16 protein-coding genes, 1 tRNA gene and 1 other RNA gene are annotated in these 16,924 nt (G+C 34.1%); 4 read left to right on the top strand and 14 right to left on the bottom strand.

Translation table 11 applies throughout. The annotated features are described in order from the left end of the window. The first annotated feature begins 111 nt into the window (after positions 1-111). Positions 112-208: signal recognition particle sRNA small type (gene ffs / locus PR834_RS10175), an RNA gene on the top strand. Between the two features lie 345 nt (positions 209-553). Here ffs and PR834_RS10170 read toward each other — a convergent pair. From PR834_RS10170 to gloB, 4 genes are all read right to left on the bottom strand, one after another. Beyond that, positions 554-757, bottom strand: a complete 204-nt coding sequence (locus PR834_RS10170; RefSeq protein ID WP_004905417.1) for an HHA domain-containing protein — start codon at positions 755-757, stop codon at positions 554-556. A gap of 74 nt (positions 758-831) precedes the next feature. Continuing rightward, positions 832-1,200 (bottom strand): Hha toxicity modulator TomB, encoded by a 369-nt coding sequence (gene tomB / locus PR834_RS10165; protein ID WP_004905413.1) that lies wholly within the window; start codon positions 1,198-1,200, stop codon positions 832-834. A gap of 523 nt (positions 1,201-1,723) precedes the next feature. Then, positions 1,724-3,094 (bottom strand): murein transglycosylase D, encoded by a 1,371-nt coding sequence (mltD, locus tag PR834_RS10160; protein ID WP_094962148.1) that lies wholly within the window; start codon positions 3,092-3,094, stop codon positions 1,724-1,726. A gap of 81 nt (positions 3,095-3,175) precedes the next feature. Continuing rightward, entirely contained in the window at positions 3,176-3,931 is a 756-nt protein-coding gene (gene gloB / locus PR834_RS10155) for a hydroxyacylglutathione hydrolase (RefSeq protein WP_004905408.1), read from the bottom strand. Between the two features lie 40 nt (positions 3,932-3,971). Between gloB and PR834_RS10150 the strand changes: the two genes are divergently transcribed. Further along, positions 3,972-4,706: a class I SAM-dependent methyltransferase gene (locus tag PR834_RS10150; protein WP_094962149.1), complete on the top strand. Its 735-nt coding sequence runs from the start codon at positions 3,972-3,974 to the stop codon at positions 4,704-4,706. Here the strand turns inward: PR834_RS10150 and rnhA are convergent. After that, the gene (gene rnhA, locus PR834_RS10145) at positions 4,703-5,173 is read right to left on the bottom strand and encodes a ribonuclease HI (protein ID WP_004905405.1); all 471 of its coding nucleotides are present in this window, start codon (positions 5,171-5,173) and stop codon (positions 4,703-4,705) included. The genes PR834_RS10150 and rnhA overlap by 4 nt on opposite strands. A 54-nt stretch (positions 5,174-5,227) precedes the next feature. On the opposite strand from rnhA, the gene dnaQ reads away from it, so the two are divergent. Then, positions 5,228-5,989 carry a DNA polymerase III subunit epsilon gene (gene dnaQ, locus PR834_RS10140; RefSeq protein ID WP_094962150.1) on the top strand — a complete coding sequence of 254 codons (762 nt, stop codon included), beginning with the start codon at positions 5,228-5,230 and terminating at the stop codon, positions 5,987-5,989. A gap of 153 nt (positions 5,990-6,142) precedes the next feature. After that, positions 6,143-6,219, top strand: a tRNA-Asp gene (locus PR834_RS10135). Between the two features lie 273 nt (positions 6,220-6,492). Here PR834_RS10135 and PR834_RS10130 read toward each other — a convergent pair. The 9 genes from PR834_RS10130 to PR834_RS10090 form a co-directional block, all read right to left on the bottom strand. After that, the gene (locus tag PR834_RS10130; protein WP_004905402.1) at positions 6,493-6,774 is read right to left on the bottom strand and encodes a helix-turn-helix domain-containing protein; all 282 of its coding nucleotides are present in this window, start codon (positions 6,772-6,774) and stop codon (positions 6,493-6,495) included. A gap of 560 nt (positions 6,775-7,334) precedes the next feature. Beyond that, positions 7,335-7,829 carry a FidL-like protein gene (locus PR834_RS10125; protein ID WP_004905400.1) on the bottom strand — a complete coding sequence of 165 codons (495 nt, stop codon included), beginning with the start codon at positions 7,827-7,829 and terminating at the stop codon, positions 7,335-7,337. After that, positions 7,822-8,547 (bottom strand): winged helix-turn-helix domain-containing protein, encoded by a 726-nt coding sequence (locus PR834_RS10120; RefSeq protein ID WP_164561215.1) that lies wholly within the window; start codon positions 8,545-8,547, stop codon positions 7,822-7,824. The genes PR834_RS10125 and PR834_RS10120 overlap by 8 nt, the downstream gene beginning before the upstream one ends. Positions 8,548-9,072: 525 nt before the next feature. Beyond that, the gene (locus PR834_RS10115; protein WP_272536629.1) at positions 9,073-9,750 is read right to left on the bottom strand and encodes a fimbrial protein; all 678 of its coding nucleotides are present in this window, start codon (positions 9,748-9,750) and stop codon (positions 9,073-9,075) included. 94 nt (positions 9,751-9,844) lie between these two features. Then, positions 9,845-11,461, bottom strand: coding sequence for a fimbrial protein (locus PR834_RS10110; RefSeq protein ID WP_272536628.1), 1,617 nt, complete (start codon positions 11,459-11,461; stop codon positions 9,845-9,847). 25 nt (positions 11,462-11,486) lie between these two features. After that, positions 11,487-13,982, bottom strand: coding sequence for a CS1-pili formation C-terminal domain-containing protein (locus tag PR834_RS10105; protein WP_272536627.1), 2,496 nt, complete (start codon positions 13,980-13,982; stop codon positions 11,487-11,489). 19 nt (positions 13,983-14,001) lie between these two features. Continuing rightward, on the bottom strand, positions 14,002-14,685 hold the full coding sequence (locus tag PR834_RS10100) for a hypothetical protein (RefSeq protein ID WP_004905393.1): 684 nt from the start codon (positions 14,683-14,685) through the stop codon (positions 14,002-14,004). 94 nt (positions 14,686-14,779) lie between these two features. Beyond that, positions 14,780-15,388, bottom strand: a complete 609-nt coding sequence (gene ecpA, locus PR834_RS10095; RefSeq protein ID WP_112307853.1) for a common pilus major fimbrillin subunit EcpA — start codon at positions 15,386-15,388, stop codon at positions 14,780-14,782. Positions 15,389-15,485: 97 nt separating this feature from the next. Further along, positions 15,486-15,791 (bottom strand): helix-turn-helix domain-containing protein, encoded by a 306-nt coding sequence (locus PR834_RS10090; RefSeq protein ID WP_004905391.1) that lies wholly within the window; start codon positions 15,789-15,791, stop codon positions 15,486-15,488. Positions 15,792-16,924 lie beyond the last annotated feature (1,133 nt).

Genomic DNA, 16,924 nt, shown 5'->3' with positions numbered 1-16,924 from the left:
TTTTTATAGGTGTTTGTGTGATAAATCGCCACTTAGCCATGGGTTTCTTGCTATTTCAATGACTATCAAGCATAATGCCCCTGCTTTGAAAGAAGCAATCAATGGGGGCTCTGTTGGTTCTCCCGCAACGCTAACTTGTTAACTTGGTCAGGTCCGGAAGGAAGCAGCCATAGCAGGGGTCGTGTGTGCCGGGATGTCGCTGGCAGGGCTCCCACCCAATTCTAAGACCTTTCCTTGTATATCAATCTCCCTATTCCAATTTATTATAAATATAATTTTTAATTGTTTTTTCTGTTTATTCTTTTTTATTTTTATAAATGTAAATTAAACTTTAAGGTTTAAATGAATTCAAAAGTTAAAAAGAAAAGTTAAGAATACAACATTAATTGTTGAGTATTGTGATAAGAAAAAGTTGGCAGGCTAAAATTTAAAGTAAGAAAATCCTATTAGCATAATAATTATGCCAATAATAAAATGACAAATACATTGCGTTCAGCCGATAAGTGGATTTACCGGCTATAACCATTCACTATCTGTGCGTGTTAATAAGATATTATCTAACAAACTTCCAAACAGACGCTGGGATTTTATCATAAAGCTTATTCATTGTGAGTTCAGCTAAGCGGTGATCTGCTGCTGAATAGAATAGCTCTAGCTCATCATCAGATAATTCATACTTATTTTTTTCAATGACACGCTCAAGTGTTTCAATTGTGGTGCATTTTCTTAAACGCATCAGATAATCAGATTTGGTCATAATACCCTTTCTTTTATGCAAAATTACTTATTAATATACGGTTTTATAGTCTGAACTAAAGGTAAATAATACCTTTAAGTTTTGCTGGTTAGGCACTTTAGGTCATCATCCAGCACAGCGACAAGGCTGTGATTCATTGCTTCCCAGTCTATAATTTCACTAAGTGTGATAACTGGGCTGCCGAATAAATCATAGGTCTCATCGAGGTATTCTTCGATAAGTGATATAACAAGATTTTCTTTTGGGTATTTGATTTTAAACCGCCATACAAATGCAGCGATATGTTCAATGAGTTCATTCAAGGCTGCGCTTTGCGGGGAGCTTAAATCATTAATCCAGTGTGTATTTGTTTTTTGTAAGCTTAAAATAGCGTCTCTATTGAGACTATTACATAAGTATTTTAGTTCTGCTATATCATGTCTTTTGGGTGAGTATTCATCCATAATCACCTCCGCAGGCGAATCTGACTTTTGCTGTGTGTATTTTTTATCAATAATGTCATGTTAACTAATTAAAGTACCTATGTTCAATATAAAAGTTTGCACGTTAGTATATTGAAAAATATAAGATTATTGCTAGTTCGTTAAACTTTCGAAAATTATTAATATAATACATAAGCGATGTTCGAATACGGACTGGCTGCTCGGACTAAACTAGCCGCGATATAATAATAGCATTATTACCACATATGTCACCACCAATAAACGACTTTTTTCTAATTTATTAGTGAGTAGTTGAGGTTTGAGTTACGTATGTTCTGTTTAAACTCAATTTTATGAAGTATTTAAACTATAGTTTAACCATCGGTTATTCTAGTACAGCGAATATGAAACGTTTATACAAAAGATGTTATAAAAATTATTATCCTATTTAATTCATTCAAATAATTAATTTTTACTAATAAGAGAATTCAAAATAAAAAAGCTTTTATCTGAAATAGACAAAAGCTTTTTTGCTGAGATTAACTTAAAGGTAGAGGTTTAAGGTCACCCCTGGTTTCAGGTCGGCCATTTTAACACCTGAATTCCAAGTCATTAAATCATTGAGCTTTATGCCATGACGCTTAGCAATGCTATAGTAGGAATCGCCTTTTCTTACTTTATAGGTTTTTGCCTTACGGCTACTTGCTGTAGACGCTGGGCTAGCAACTTTTAATACTTGCCCAGGTTTGATAACGCTTGCGGTTTTTAATCCATTTAGCTTTTGAATATCTTTCGCAGTAGTATTGAATTTTTTTGCAATACTTGCGACGGATTCGCCTTTGCGTACTTTATATGTCGCTATTTTAGCTCGATTTTGACGCGCACTAGAAATTGCAGTAGGTTGTGCTGTTTTTATCTGCTGATTTTGTTGCGCTGCTAAGCGAATCGTGTTTAAAACGTCTTGGTCTGAAAGAGATGTTTTGAATTGTTCGGCTTTAGCCGTAGGTAGCATAATATAATGAGGGCCACTTGGTGATGTTATACCGCGAGTGTAACCAGAATTATATGTTTTTACCGATTCAACTGTTAACCCAGCCAACTCAGCAGCTTGAGATAACGTGATTTGTTGGCCAACATCAATTTGAGTGAGTGCTCTATTTTTATTACTTGTTGGCAAATTAACTTGATACCTTTCAGGATTTTTTAATACTTGGCTAAGCGCTAAGATTTTTGGTACATATTGTTTGGTTTCTTTCGGTAAAGAGAGTGACCAGAAATCAGTTGGTAACCCGGCAGCCTCATTTTTCTTGATAGCATTTTGTACACAGCCTTCACCACAGTTATAGGCAGCTAGAGTGAGCTCCCAGTCATGGCCGAACATAACATTTAAGTTTTCGAGAAGATCGAAGGCCGCTTTAGTTGAAGAAACGACATCTCTGCGTTCATCAACCCATTGTGTTTGTTTTAGGCCATATGAGCGAGCCGTGATAGGGACGATTTGCCATAGGCCTGCAGCTTGTGCCGGAGAAGTTGCTTTAGGATTAAACGAGCTTTCAATAATAGGAATTAAAGCTAACTCCATTGGTAAATTGCGCTCATTAATTTCGTCTACGATGAGGTACATGTATGGCTCAGCTCTTAATGCCACATCGTAGACAAAACGTTGTTTATTTAAATAACTATTTGCTAACTCCCTAATTTGAGGTTTATCAGGGACATCCATTTTTAGTTCATCACTAATATAACCCCATAGGTCATAATCAGATTTAGGTAATTGTCTACTGGCGGCTTGGTTATGTGGTGCAACAGTTTCAATTGTATGATTACTAGGAGTTTTGTTCTGCTTAATTTTTTTCGGGGCAGTTTGGCATCCGGCCAACAGAACAATGGCGATAAGCGTCGCGATTATCTTCATTCTTTTCTATTGTTCTTCATTTTAATGTTTAAAAGTCGAACAATAATACTTATCCCACCCCGATATGACAATCATTAAACTTTAATATTGGTCTTTTAATTGACGCAGTAGGGTAAAAATTGCTCTTAAAGGTGGGTTTTGTAGATTAATATTGAGTTTTTTCTGTAGTTGAGGGTTGTCACATTGCAGAAAAATATTTATTTTTTTCTCTATTTTCAATGTGGTAGGTACTGTTGGTTGATGTTTGTCACGTATTTGCGTTATTTTTTGTAAATATTGTGTAATCGCTTCATTTTCAGGCCATATATGGTGTGCAAATTTGAGATTAGATAAAGTATATTCATGAGCACAACAAATTAAGGTTTCATCAGGGAGTGCTGCAATTTTTTGGATAGATTCAAACATTTGCTCGGGCGTTCCTTCAAATATCCGCCCACAACCCGCAGAGAATAGGGTGTCACCACAGAATAAATAAGGTGCTTGGTAAAAGCCAATATGCTCAGATGTATGGCCTGATAATGAAATAACCTGTAGGTTGAACTCGTCAATTATGACTTTATCACCATTTTCGACTATTTCTGTTGCTCCTTTAGATTGAGTTTCTTTTGGGCCAAAAACGGGAAGAGTTGTAAATTTGCTTAAAATCCCTTTTACGCCACCCGTATGGTCATTATGGTGGTGAGTTAATAGGATTGCGACTGGGGTCAATCGCTTGGCTGTAATTATTTCAAGCACAGGCTCTGCCTCTGCAGGGTCAACGATGATACACTGTTGGTGGCTATCAGCTAAAACCCAAATGTAGTTATCGTTTAAGGCTGGTACTCGAATTAACTCCATAATGACCTCGATACTTGTTAATAGTTAATAGGGGAATTTCATGAAGCCTGCGCGTATTGATAAAAAAATTCAAATGCCTGTTAGTTGGTCTGACATTCCTTTTGGAGAACAATACCGTCAAGCCATAGAAAATCAACTTAGCCCTTGGTGGCCAAAGATATTTGGCTTTCATCTGCTTAAGTTAGGTCATTTAAGTACTGAAATCCAGACCGAAGGCTGTCTTATCTCTCACCAATTTAATGTTGGTACCGGCGATCCGCGTTTTAACCTTGTTGCCAAACCCGAAGCTTTACCATTAACCCAAAAATCTATAGATGCCTGCCTAATGACTCACTGTTTGGCTTATAGCCATGATCCTCATTGGCTCTTACGGGAGGTTGACCGGGTATTAATCGACGATGGCTGGTTAATTATTTCAGGTTTTAACCCTTTCAGTCTTCTTGGAATGGCGAAACTCGTGCCTGTTTTACGTAAACGGCAGCCTTATTGTAGCCGTTTTTTTCCATCCGTTAGGGTATTTGATTGGCTCAGCTTATTAAATTATGAAGTTTTGTATCATCGCAATTGCCAAATAATCCCTTGGCTGGGGGCGAATAGACGAGTGAATAAAAGCTGTGGGGGAGTTGGTGTTTTAAGCGTGATTGTGGCGCGGAAACGGACTTACCCACTAACTCCGACACCACTAAAATTTAAGCAACCAAAAGTTAAGATTGGAACAGCACTCGGTACAGCAAAGGAGATCAGTAAATCAATGAAGGTAAACGACCCTTCTTAGTTTTGTGCGGGTTGGTAACCCGTGTCTTCTTTAGTTGGTGCTGAAGCCGCAGCTCGAGCTAATTCATCACATTTCTCGTTTTCGGGGTGGCCAGCATGGCCTTTAACCCAACGCCAATCAATAGTATGTCGTTGGATGGCATCATCGAGGCGTTTCCATAAATCGACATTAACGACAGGGGATTTATCTGCTTTTCGCCATTGTTTACGCTTCCAGCCGTGGATCCATTGTGTTATTCCTTGTCGTACGTACTGGCTATCAGTGGTTAAAATAATATCACAAGGTCTTGTTAGCGATTCTAATGCTTTGATGGCTGCAAGTAGTTCCATTCGGTTATTTGTGGTTAAAAAATAACCTTCACTCAACGTTTTTTCATGCTGTTGGTAGCGTAAAACAACGCCATATCCACCAGGGCCAGGATTGCCCAAACAGGAACCATCCGTGAAAATTTCTACCTGCTTTGTCATTTCTGTTACACTCTATATTATTCGTTCCCCTCTAGTTTGACACAAAAAAACATTATGAGCACGGTGATAACCAGACAAATTGTCCTTGATACTGAAACAACCGGTATGAATAAACTCGGTGTTCATTATGAAGGGCACAACATTATAGAGATTGGTGCGGTTGAAGTGATTAACCGCCGACTAACAGGGCGTAATTTTCATGTGTACATTAAACCTGACCGTTTAGTGGATCCTGAAGCATTCGAAGTGCATGGGATAAGTGATGAATTTTTACAAGATAAACCTGTTTTTGCAGAAATTGCGGATGAGTTCCTTGAATTTATTCGAGGTGCAGAGCTTGTTATTCATAATGCTCCCTTTGATATCGGTTTCATGGATTATGAATTCCGTAAACTTAATAAAGGAATTCCACCCACGCAAGATTTTTGTACCATCACTGATAGCTTAGTATTGGCTCGCAAACTTTTCCCGGGTAAACGGAATAACTTGGATGCGCTATGTGACCGCTATTTAATTGATAACTCTAAGCGAACACTGCACGGGGCTTTACTCGATGCTGAGATTCTGTCAGATGTCTATTTGGCAATGACAGGTGGGCAAACTTCATTATCATTTTCGATGGATTCGGAATCGGCTAATAATGAGCAAGAGTATGAAATTCAAAGAATTGAACGTCCCCAAACTGGCCTTAGGGTGATTTTTGCTTCCGATGAAGAGCTTATTGCTCATGAAGCCCGGCTGGATATTGTTGATAAGAAGGGTGGCAAACCCTGCCTTTGGCGGCAATCTTCCGATGAGGCTGAAAATTTACACTAATGATTGGTGTTATCATTAATGGTTGCTTAGGAAAATGCATAGAAAAGCCTCTCAAGGCTAAAAACTGTTCAACTGCGCGATTTAACAAGAAAAAGTGTTGACGGGGTCCTTAAGTATTCGTAATATGCATGGCGTTCCCAGTAGGGAACATCAGGAGCGGTAGTTCAGTTGGTTAGAATACCTGCCTGTCACGCAGGGGGTCGCGGGTTCGAGTCCCGTCCGTTCCGCCAAATTATAACGCCACGCTAATATATTAGCGTGGCGTTTTTTTTATCATGACTGTATTTAACTGCATTAAGAGTTCCTTTCTTTTTGTATCACTTTTTTGTTGAATGATACATTTTTTGCTTCTAATGACTTCTTTGAGTTAATTTTTGATATAATGAGATCTATAAATAATAGATTTATGACAATAATTCATATTCTTTTTAATCATATTAACTATTCTTAGGTTTTGTCGCGATTTTATCGAAATGTATAAGTTTGAGTTTTTTATGACTGTATTAATAATAATTCGCATGAACTCTAACTAAGATAACAGATCTGAAATAATCTAACCAATCTTTACCTAATGCTTTAAGGTATATATGAAGGCTATCAATAGAAATTGCAGATTGGCCATTCTCATACCTTGATATTTGTTGTTGGCTCAAATTTAATAATTTTCCTAATTCTGTTCCTGTTAATGATTTTTCAATACGTGCGGATTTCAAGTATTTTGCGGTAGCCATAACAATATCTAGGTCATTACTTTTATTCAATTCTTTAGTATTGATATATTTCATTTCATATTCTCTCTATTAGGAACTTATTATTTTAAAGTTAGCTATTGAAGATGGCATTACTTTAAATTTTTTGATTTTCTCTATGAGGAATAGATTATATTTTTTAGTTACTAATGTGAAATTGTTTTAATGAATCAAAAATAGTTTATTTGATAGCTTTAGTCTATTGATATAGGTATAAATAATGAATATAGACTATTGAATCAAAATATAGGTTTTTATAATTCAATAAAAACAATGCGTTATGTTAATCTTAGGGATTGACTTAAAAGTGAGAATATAATAAATAATAAATGAAAAAAATGCATTTATAGTCATATAAAAGTAAGTATTTATATTTTTACATAAAATTACAAAAAAATATTTATAGATTAAGTTGAAATAGTGATTTATTTAGGGTTGATTTGGTACTTATCGGTAGGTAGCATATAAATTTAATTATAGGTAAAAGTATAATCAAGCCTGCTTAGTTGGAGAAAAAATGAAAAGGTTAATAGGAATCAGAGATGTAATATTAGCGATTACCTGAGCTAACTACTTTATAAGTAGTTAGCTATGTGTTAAATTGTATTTAATTTATCTTGCCTGCTACAGACAAAATAAGGGCCAAACGAACTGGAAAAAAGGTACCAATCAGAAGTTATCTCATCAATTTCTACATATGCAATTGAGTTTAGATTGAATGCTTTAAAATATTTTTCGAATATATCATCAGGAACATTGTCATTTGAAGATTTTCTATCATAACTTATGGTTAACTTTAAATCTTTTATATACTTTCTTGATGATTGATTGAAATGAACAACTCGATTAACAGTATATGTCTTATCAGTTGTAATTGTTCCTAATAATTTAATATATCCACTGTTATCATTGTTTTTTACTAATTTCATATTTAGTGTATATGATGATTTATTATTAGCTAATATGAAATTAGAGGAAACAGTTGCTTCACAATATTGTGTTTTACTTTTTTCTAAATTCAAGTTAAATAACAAGAAAACGATAATTAATGAAAATAATAGTATCAATGAATATAGTGTTTTATTAGTCATTTTTATCCTGCCAATTTACTCTTGTTGAAATGCATTCTTTATTTTTTTTGCATTTTACTAATAAGCTATGTTTGTTTTTTCCTAAGTTTTGTATATTGTTATAATAATAAAAAACATCAGAATCTTCACAGGTTAAGTTAAAATCAATTGCTTGTTTGCTTATTGTGTCACTCATGTTTTTTTCATAGTTATCTTTGAACCCATAAACAGGGCAATCTCCAATTGTGCTAATTTTGTATGACTGTATTGATGCATATGGAAATTTTATTGCATGAATTTGATTTATAAGGTAAATAATCACCAAAAGTAAAAAAACACTAATTATCAATAATGTTTTTTTAATAATATGATTTTTATCACTAAGTAATAGTGATTTGTTAGATTTATTGCTTGAAGTGGGAGGGGGGGCTAGGCTTTTCTCTATTTTATTATTGAATTTGGCAATCGATTCTTCAATTTGAATTTCAGAAGAGATAACAAGGCCTTTTTTTGATATGCTTAGAATTGCATTTTCAACTAAAAGCTGTTGATGTAATACTTTTCTTAATGTACTAATGTATTGGTTAAGGGTGTTTATCGAAACTTTTAGGTCATATTTATTTAGTATTTTTTTTAATATCTCTTCACGAGTGATAGTCGTTTTATTATTCTGAATTAGTATTATAAAAATATAATTCAACACGGGTGTTAATTTCATTACACTGAGTTCTGTGTCCACCCTAAATATTTCACCTAAGTCAGAGTTATATTTTATTATGTTGTTCAGTATATATATCATACATGACTCTTATTTAGTTATTAAAATATGTGCTTAGTTTGATCACTTTAGCTAACATGATAGTCATTGATTTTAAAGTAATTATATCAGTGTAATATACTACTCTTTTTTTGAGAAGAAAATATGAAAATAAATTTTTGTTTATAACGATTGGTTATATATGTAATGACAAAAATTTCAGTGTATTGTATTAATGAAACTGACATTTTTTGTTTTGATGTTTTATATACAGATAAAAAGCAGTATTAACCACTATTTCAAGTCATGGAAACCTAAATTAATTTGCTATTTTTAATAGGCTGAAATGATTTTTTAGAACTGAATTTTATGAATTTGTAATGCTTTAAGGTAATTATAGATACAGAGTACCTGTCGAATTATGATTAGATAATTCAATGTTTATTTTAATAGTAGTATAGCCAAATTTGTCATTTTGTTTTTTTAATTAATTGATATGATTGGATTTTAGGTGCAGTTGCCAATTGGGTAATATTTATCAAATATTACAATATATTTACGACTTTTCTTTTTAAGACGCTCATCTTTAGATTCTTGGCCAGGTAATAAGTAAAATAGATAAGGCTCGGAATCATCATTAGCATCACAGTTTTCATGTAAGAGTACTCTAAAATAGGTATTACCCGTATTTTTTAGAATACTAGTGATTGGATTAAGCTCATATTTAAAATCTGGTTTTTTAGGTCTCACAACAAAATAGGTTTCTAGGCTAACCGTTGGATAAAATAAAGGTCGCTTTTTTTGTTCATCATCATTACGCATATCAAGAGGGGTTTCGCTAATGATAATCTTATAATAGCGCTCGGTCTCATCGGCTTCTCCTCGATAAAAAATCTTAAAAAATTCTTGTTCCCCAGGTAATAAAATTTTCTTCAATGGAGTAAAAATAATCTCGCCGTTATGGAGAGGTGCCCCATGTTCTTGGTTACCTGGTTTATCAATTTTGTAGGCACTAAAATTATATAAATTAGTTTTATCTGTGTCGTTGATGTATGGCTTAGAAAAAAACTCTTGCCCTGACTCCATCGAAGAAATATCTGCATTGATATATAAAGCAATAGCATTATTGCAAGACACTGATAGCAAAATCAATAATAGGATTTTAAGTAAATAAAATGGTTTCATATTAAAAAATCCAACTAAAATTTAAGAGTATATGGGGTTCAATAAAAGGGCCACTTGAACTTTTACAAGTAGCCCTAAAAGTAGTCATTAGATATTATTGAATATCGGGCCCAGTCCAAATTGCTTTGACAGTTATTGTGCCACTTGCAGAAACGGTTCCTAACCAATCAATACCATCCAATGTAAAAAATGATTCAGAGTCATTCATTGGGAATGATAAATCTAAGTTAGTTCGATAAAAAGATCCTAAATCCTCATTAGGTCTATCCCATGGTGTTTCAGACCATAATGCATTTTTTAATGAAATTTCATTATTATCACAACTTGCTCGGTGTGATTCTTTAGTGCCATTTTCATTTTTAAATGAAAGATAAGCGGAAAAAGGGACATTAAGTTTATTATCGCTCGAGGTAAATAAGCAGTATGACTGTCCTTTTAATGTTGTGTTTGGTCCTTCAACTTTTGCTGTAATAGAATCCGCTTGCCTTGGCCCGCTAGTCGTGACGATATAATTAAATTCTATCGGTGGTTCATCATTGCCGACTTTTCCTGTTTTGGATTGGTTTGGATTAAAATCTGCTGGAATAATGCTAATTCCATAATCTCTCGGCTTAATTATTAAGAAATTTGAAGGTGTAAATTCGTAAAATCCAGATTGAGGAAGTGGTGATTGAAAACCAAAAGTATATACACTATCAGCAAGTGTGACTGTTGAATTAGGTGAAGCGTCAACAATTGATTTTAAATATTCATTTGAGAGAAAAACTTCAATATTTTGTGAACCATTATTAAAGATCTCTGACATGTTTGTTGTTGATGACCAATTTGTCCAGCGCGTGCTGTTACTTCCTTTATATTGAATAAGTGCAGCACGGGGGTCCCTAGCTAAACCTAACTTTGCACTATCAATATACATACGAACTGTAAATGTACCGCCGATAGATTGTCCTTGGGTTTCTAATTCAACCAACTTACAAATAATTCCAGAAGTATTTCCAACAATCCCTGTCGAGCAAAAATTAGAACCGAGTCCAATAGTTGGATTGCCATTGCTATCCACAAAGACTTCTTGTAAGGCGCCCGTCCCTTTTAGAATAATATTGCCTTTTTTATTGGTTGGAATGTAGTGTTGTTGTGTTGTCGTTCTTCCTCCACTCGTCATACAGGTTGCGTTACTTAAATCATAATCATCGCGGCTTGTGCAGGTTCTTAAATCAAAAGTATATTCTGTTCCTGGTGGTATTTCGGCTAACCAGCGATAAAAAGATTCAGAAAATATCGGTCTTGAATATCCAGACTCACCCGGTGTTCCTGTTTGTTGGATTTTATATGCACCATTATCTCGTAACTGCTGAGCTGACCAATAAGACGTTGCCGGGCAATTTCGGTTATTTGTCATGCAACGATTTCCGATAAAAGGTTGGCTTACGGGAGAATTTTCTAACCAGATATCACCTGTATTATAAGTTGAGCTAAAAGGTGTTCCTGTATATCCCATATAGCCTAAACTATATTGGCTATTGCGCTGGTATTTTGTGAATACATTTGAGCCCGAGAAGCGTGGGTCAACTCTATTAGCAACAATAAAGAATTCGTTATCAACTTGGTTTTCAACAATGACATACTCTTGTAATGGCGCTGTTGCAGAAAACGAATTCGGTATTAGAACCGAAAATGAAATAAAAAGTGCTGTTATCGATAATAATCGCATATTAAATTAGCCTTTAAAGTGATAATTAACGTTTAGCAAATGCTTCTTGAGGTTCACATGTCACCTCACCGACCCACAATGCACCACGTGCACCTTGAAGGTTTAAATCTGCTTCGCAAATTGTTTGCTGATCATCTTGTAATAACGATATCACTGGATATCGGACGTCAACATCCATGGAAAACTCACCATTTTGGTCCGTTTTTGTTCGACCAATATGATTTCGAATTGAGGCATATTTTATGTATTCACCATTTGGTGATTTCAGACGGCCAAATACCGTGACTAATTGCCTTACCTCTGGTTGATAAAGAGCAATGTTTCCTGGGTATAATGTGACGGATTTATTTCGCCCTGAGACAATATCAAAGCTGTCTTTTGATTTTCCGTCATTCATTAGTTGAATGTCATAATCCGAATAAGGGGATAATGGAATAAAGGTATTTTTTCCGCTAATTGGGTAATTTTGCCCATTTACTTTTGCGACCATGCTGCCGCTACCTTTTATATCGGAATTAATAATGACGCCTGATTTACCTTGCTGCCCACTTGGCATGATCATGCCGTTGCTATATGCCACAGAGCCACGAGAGGTTAAATTGCCATTAAGTCTGTTATTATCGGGGCGATTAATCGTTACGGTACCTGAATTATATTTAGTATCATAAGAAGCATAGCCTAATGTTGAAAAATTGGATTCACCATTATCTTTATCTCGGACTAATTTGGAGACAGAAACCCCTGCATTGGTAATCACCGAATTTTCAAAGTTTTTATTCGCATAAATATTTGCTTTCACATTACCATTTGTTGAGGAAACACCCGTACTCAACCATGTTGATAAAGGTAAGGAAAAATCGAGGTTAATATATTTTTCGTTGGTACTATTTTGGTTATCATAATGATAGCGCTGTACACCCGCTCTTAGCCCCACCGTTCCATAACGGCCAGAGAATAATGTATTCGCATATTCATAGTTAATTGAATCACTGCCAATACGGCGATCTTTAGTATTACTAATAGTCAGTGACCCAGTTCTATCAATTATTTTGTCAAAATTAATGGTTCCGCCATAAGAATAACTGTCAGCATCATAAAGTGGTAAATCACCACTCACTACAGTTTTTTCTTTAGATGCCCATAAAGAACCATAACCTTCCGGTATATTGATAGAAAGAGTCGCAATGTTCCGATAACTACCATGGTTTTCTAGCATCCCTTGCCAGTTAACTGAGATATAGTTATTTAAAGCCGCGTTGATACTCGTTTCTTGTACAACAAATTTATCAAACCCATAATTTGACATTTGAAAACGCACGCCAGACAATACAGGGAAGTTATAAGCAAAAGAGGCTCCGATTAAATGGCTTTTACCAGGAGTTTGGCTCGTTGAGCCTTCATTTCTTACATAATTGCGCTTATCAAAGTCAATATAACCACCATAAATTTCCCAATTGAGTTTATCAAAACCGCCCGTTATCGCACCGAAGGATTTATTAATTGTTTGGTGCTGTGTTGTGACAATTTTGCCATCGATAACTGTCTCAATAGTGACGTCGTAAATACCATAGGGTAGTACACTGGTATCAACTTCAAAATTACCCATTGGAAAATTTTGAATATTTAATAATTTACCTTGCCGATAAATGCGTACTTCGCCTGGGCTATTTAAAAAAGCATAAATCGGCGTAAGTGATTGCTGCTTATTTGTCACCATACTTGAGGAATTGTTTCCTATTGATGCCGCATAAATTTTACTGCTGCTAAGGGTAGTTAAGCTGGCAATAGACTGTAAATTCCACGTACTCATGAGCCCAAGTGCAAAACGAAATCCGTTGAAATCACGCTCATACATTGCACGATACAGCTCAACATTAGAATTAGATTTTCCAATGCTATATGCTGATGCATTTACATTAAAGTGATGTTCCGCAGCTGCGAATAATGTATCTAAATTGAAATAGCTGCTGGATGTATCTTTTGAATCTTTAACACGGCTCTGGAATACCCCTAAATCATAGTTAGCTACCGCTGAAAATGAATTAACTGAAGAATTTCCTAGTACAGATTGCCGCGCATGTTCTTTTGGCGAAAAAGCAGCTTTATCAACATCTAATGATAAATTAAAAGAAGAAATGTTTAATTGAAGGGTTGCATTATTATCAATAATAATACCATTACTTTCATTAAAAATGGCATCCTTTTTTTCTTCAAGTTTATCAACTAATAAATTATTTAATTTCGCACCTTGCTCATTTTCAATGAGATGAATACTTGATAATTTAATATTACCATGATCGATTACAATAACTGCATCTGCAATTTTACTTTCGCTCTGATTGGTTGCTGCATCATCATTTAGTCGTAAAAAAACAGGTACAGACATTCCTTCTTCCAATGCACTAACAAATGCAGGAGGAATAATATATCCACCTATCTTAACGCTTTTCATTTCATTGGCATTAATTGTATTCGAAAAAATAATACTTAATATTGATAAAGCAATAGCACTCTTACGCATAATTTAAGTCCATTCTTAATTATTTGACAACAATGAACTCTCCTTTGTGCCAAATACCTACGCTTGATTTTTTATTTGTGACATCGACAAATTGTAATTTGACGGCTAAGTTTGGCATGAGGTAATAACGCTCGCGACAAATACCATCCACTCCGTATTTTTGTTTTTCTACTAAACAAGGGCCTGAAGCCACTACACGGAAGGTGCTATTTCCAGTATTTGAAACTTGGGAATTAGTATATTTATAATTAAAGTTTTCAATTCTTGGTGCGACAACGAGAATTGTGCTAATTGTTGCTGATGTTGTTGCTGATGCCGATTTCGCACTTTGTGTAACACCACTCTCGCCAATAGGATCATCTTTCCAATTTAATCGATAGTAACGTTCTTTATTATCTTTTGGGCCTTGATAAATTATCTTAAATATATCTTTTGCATGCCCTGGAAGAATTAAATTAGCGGGTGTTGATAATATTTCATTAGGATCAGTAACTGTAATTACTTTTCCAGTATCAAGTGGTGAATCTATTTTTTCTATCGTTAAATTTACCAATCTTGCTGTATCTACTGTATTTTCAATTTCTTTAGATAAGGTGTCTTCATTCGATGATATTATTTCAGTAATATTTCCCACGTTGACAGCAAAACTGCTTTTTAATGGTAACCATGATAATAAAATTAATGCTAATGTTATCTTTTTCATAATCGTAAATTTCAAAAATGAATGACGATAAAGATATTATTTCCCTATAGTATCTTTATCGTAATATTTAGTTATCTAATAAGGGGATATTGAATTAAGGAGCTGGCGTGAAATCACCGTCCCAAGTTGCAGTAAATTGAACTTTCACATCACCATCCCATGTACCATCAGTCAGTGCTTTAAAGTCAGTCGCTGCACCATCAGCTTCAGCGCCAGCAATAACAAAGGTGAATTCACCGCGATCTGCTGCACGCTCAGAGCCATTATAGATGCCATCAGCTGCTAAATTGTCTAAACCAGAAGTTAAACCGGTTGATGTATCAATTAATACTAAATCATTATTTTTAGTCAAGTCTTCGCCATTCCATTTAACCCCAACAGTTAATTTAGAATCGTCAGTTGTTCTTGCTAATGTATTAGCAATAATTTTTGACGCTAATTTAAAATCTGTTGCACCAGCTTGGCCTTGAATAGCGATATCAAATGCTCCATTCTGTTGGTTAAAGCTTTTTTGGCCTTCGGCATAATTAAAAGTTAAACTTCTTAATGGAGTTACAACTAACATACTTGTCGTGTCTTTAATTGCAGTCGCTTGCCATGTTGCTGTTGCTTGAGCGGTACGTGTATCTGCATTTGCAGCTGTAGTAAAAGAAGCTGCGATAATTGTTGATAACAATACAGAAGCCATTTTTTTATTTAACATACTAATCTCTCTTTTTATATTGATAGAAAACAATAGTAAAATTAGTTATTTAATTTTTACATATTGATATGGTTTTATTGAATTTAAAATAGAATATTTAAATATCTTTCATGCTGTTTAGTAATATTTCGATTGTTTTTTTACTTAAATTTATATTGTTTCTTTTATTTTCTTCAGAGAAACAATCAATATAGTAAATCATTTCAATCCATCTTTTGTCTAAAACGGTTAATATTTCATTTAATTGATCTAGCGATAATGAACTACTACCAGTTTCATAGCGAGATACCTGTTGTTGGCTAATGTTAATTAATTCTGCCAACTGTTTTCCTGTCATGTTTTTTTCTTTGCGTGATTTTCGTAAATAATTTCCTACATGACTACTAATTATATTAGCTTTCATTTTTTCAGCCTCTAATATTAATAGATCTATTTATATGATATTCGTTAGCTCACTCGCTTGCTTAATTGAGTGTTATAATAAATACATTAAAAAAAGAGTAAATGGTAGGATTTCTATTAAAGATTGACTTTTAATAGGTTTTTTCTATTAAATCTGTTTTTTTTAGCATTATCTAATTAAAAAATATCTTCTCACCAGTTTAATTGGTTAAAAATACACTTAATAGTATTGAAATCAGGGGGATCAATAAAAAAATACACTAAATAAGTGTAAAATTATTATAATTGTTAACAAATGTATATTTAATTAAGAAGTATAAAGAATCTACATTGAAAGTTACAATTTATTACAATTAAAGGGTGGGAAGAATTTAGAATAAAGGTAGGAAACCAGTTATATTGGTAAAATTATAATTTGTAATGTGTTTTTAGCCCTCTTATTTATTAATAACTCAACTAACTAGTTTAATGTGTATGATGTTAAAATTACACTTTGCTAACTAGATATATGATATGACATAAGTGTCTAGTAGGTTGATACTATAGTATCAACTTTTTAATATCATGACCCTATTGTGGCACATAGGGTTTAGACCTGAAATTTTGTCTTACAGGCCAATTTATTTTCTATAGTCTCATCAGATATTTTACCAGTGAAAATAGAATCAGCGATAGGTTACTACGTTCTCTAGTGCCCCTTATTTTAATTTCAGCAATATCAATTATGATGTCTTTATCTGTGGATGTCGTGTGCTATAGAAATAATAATGGGAAAGCTTCCTCTTTGTAATTAGGTCACTAAATGAATATAGGTTTTGCAGTGCCTAATACTATACACGTTTGTTCTAAAAGCAATTCTTCACTTAGAGATTCGCTAATTATTACTTAATAAGTTAGATATACCGATTTACCTAACCGCTAATTAAGATTGCACTGCGGGCTTTTGAAAGCCACTTTTATTCAAAACTATACATATAAGAACTGTGATCTGTATAGGAATTTCTGTTGTAAAAACGTTGGTTGTTAGAAGTGCACGCACTATCTATATATGATGAGCAATCTAGATAAGCTTTGCAGAATAGCTTATCTAGATTATTTTGAACGATTCTTATTTTCTCCTTGTTAGGTGTGGAG

The sequence above is a fragment of the Providencia sp. PROV182 genome (assembly GCF_028480325.1).
Lineage (GTDB): Bacteria > Pseudomonadota > Gammaproteobacteria > Enterobacterales > Enterobacteriaceae > Providencia > Providencia hangzhouensis.
This window is presented reverse-complemented; position numbering and strand designations above follow the sequence as displayed.

Bases quoted from the DNA above. Each gene is read 5' to 3' on its own strand.
- PR834_RS10150 (WP_094962149.1), top strand. From the start codon at position 3,972: ATGAAGCCTGCGCGTATTGATAAAAAAATTCAAATGCCTGTTAGTTGG.
- mltD (WP_094962148.1), bottom strand. From the start codon at position 3,094: ATGAAGATAATCGCGACGCTTATCGCCATTGTTCTGTTGGCCGGATGC.
- ecpA (WP_112307853.1), bottom strand. From the start codon at position 15,388: ATGTTAAATAAAAAAATGGCTTCTGTATTGTTATCAACAATTATCGCA.
- dnaQ (WP_094962150.1), top strand. From the start codon at position 5,228: ATGAGCACGGTGATAACCAGACAAATTGTCCTTGATACTGAAACAACC.
- tomB (WP_004905413.1), bottom strand. From the start codon at position 1,200: ATGGATGAATACTCACCCAAAAGACATGATATAGCAGAACTAAAATAC.
- PR834_RS10105 (WP_272536627.1), bottom strand. From the start codon at position 13,982: ATGCGTAAGAGTGCTATTGCTTTATCAATATTAAGTATTATTTTTTCG.
- PR834_RS10110 (WP_272536628.1), bottom strand. From the start codon at position 11,461: ATGCGATTATTATCGATAACAGCACTTTTTATTTCATTTTCGGTTCTA.
- PR834_RS10130 (WP_004905402.1), bottom strand. From the start codon at position 6,774: ATGAAATATATCAATACTAAAGAATTGAATAAAAGTAATGACCTAGAT.
- PR834_RS10170 (WP_004905417.1), bottom strand. From the start codon at position 757: ATGACCAAATCTGATTATCTGATGCGTTTAAGAAAATGCACCACAATT.
- rnhA (WP_004905405.1), bottom strand. From the start codon at position 5,173: ATGACAAAGCAGGTAGAAATTTTCACGGATGGTTCCTGTTTGGGCAAT.
- gloB (WP_004905408.1), bottom strand. From the start codon at position 3,931: ATGGAGTTAATTCGAGTACCAGCCTTAAACGATAACTACATTTGGGTT.
- PR834_RS10115 (WP_272536629.1), bottom strand. From the start codon at position 9,750: ATGAAACCATTTTATTTACTTAAAATCCTATTATTGATTTTGCTATCA.
- PR834_RS10125 (WP_004905400.1), bottom strand. From the start codon at position 7,829: ATGACTAATAAAACACTATATTCATTGATACTATTATTTTCATTAATT.
- PR834_RS10100 (WP_004905393.1), bottom strand. From the start codon at position 14,685: ATGAAAAAGATAACATTAGCATTAATTTTATTATCATGGTTACCATTA.
- PR834_RS10090 (WP_004905391.1), bottom strand. From the start codon at position 15,791: ATGAAAGCTAATATAATTAGTAGTCATGTAGGAAATTATTTACGAAAA.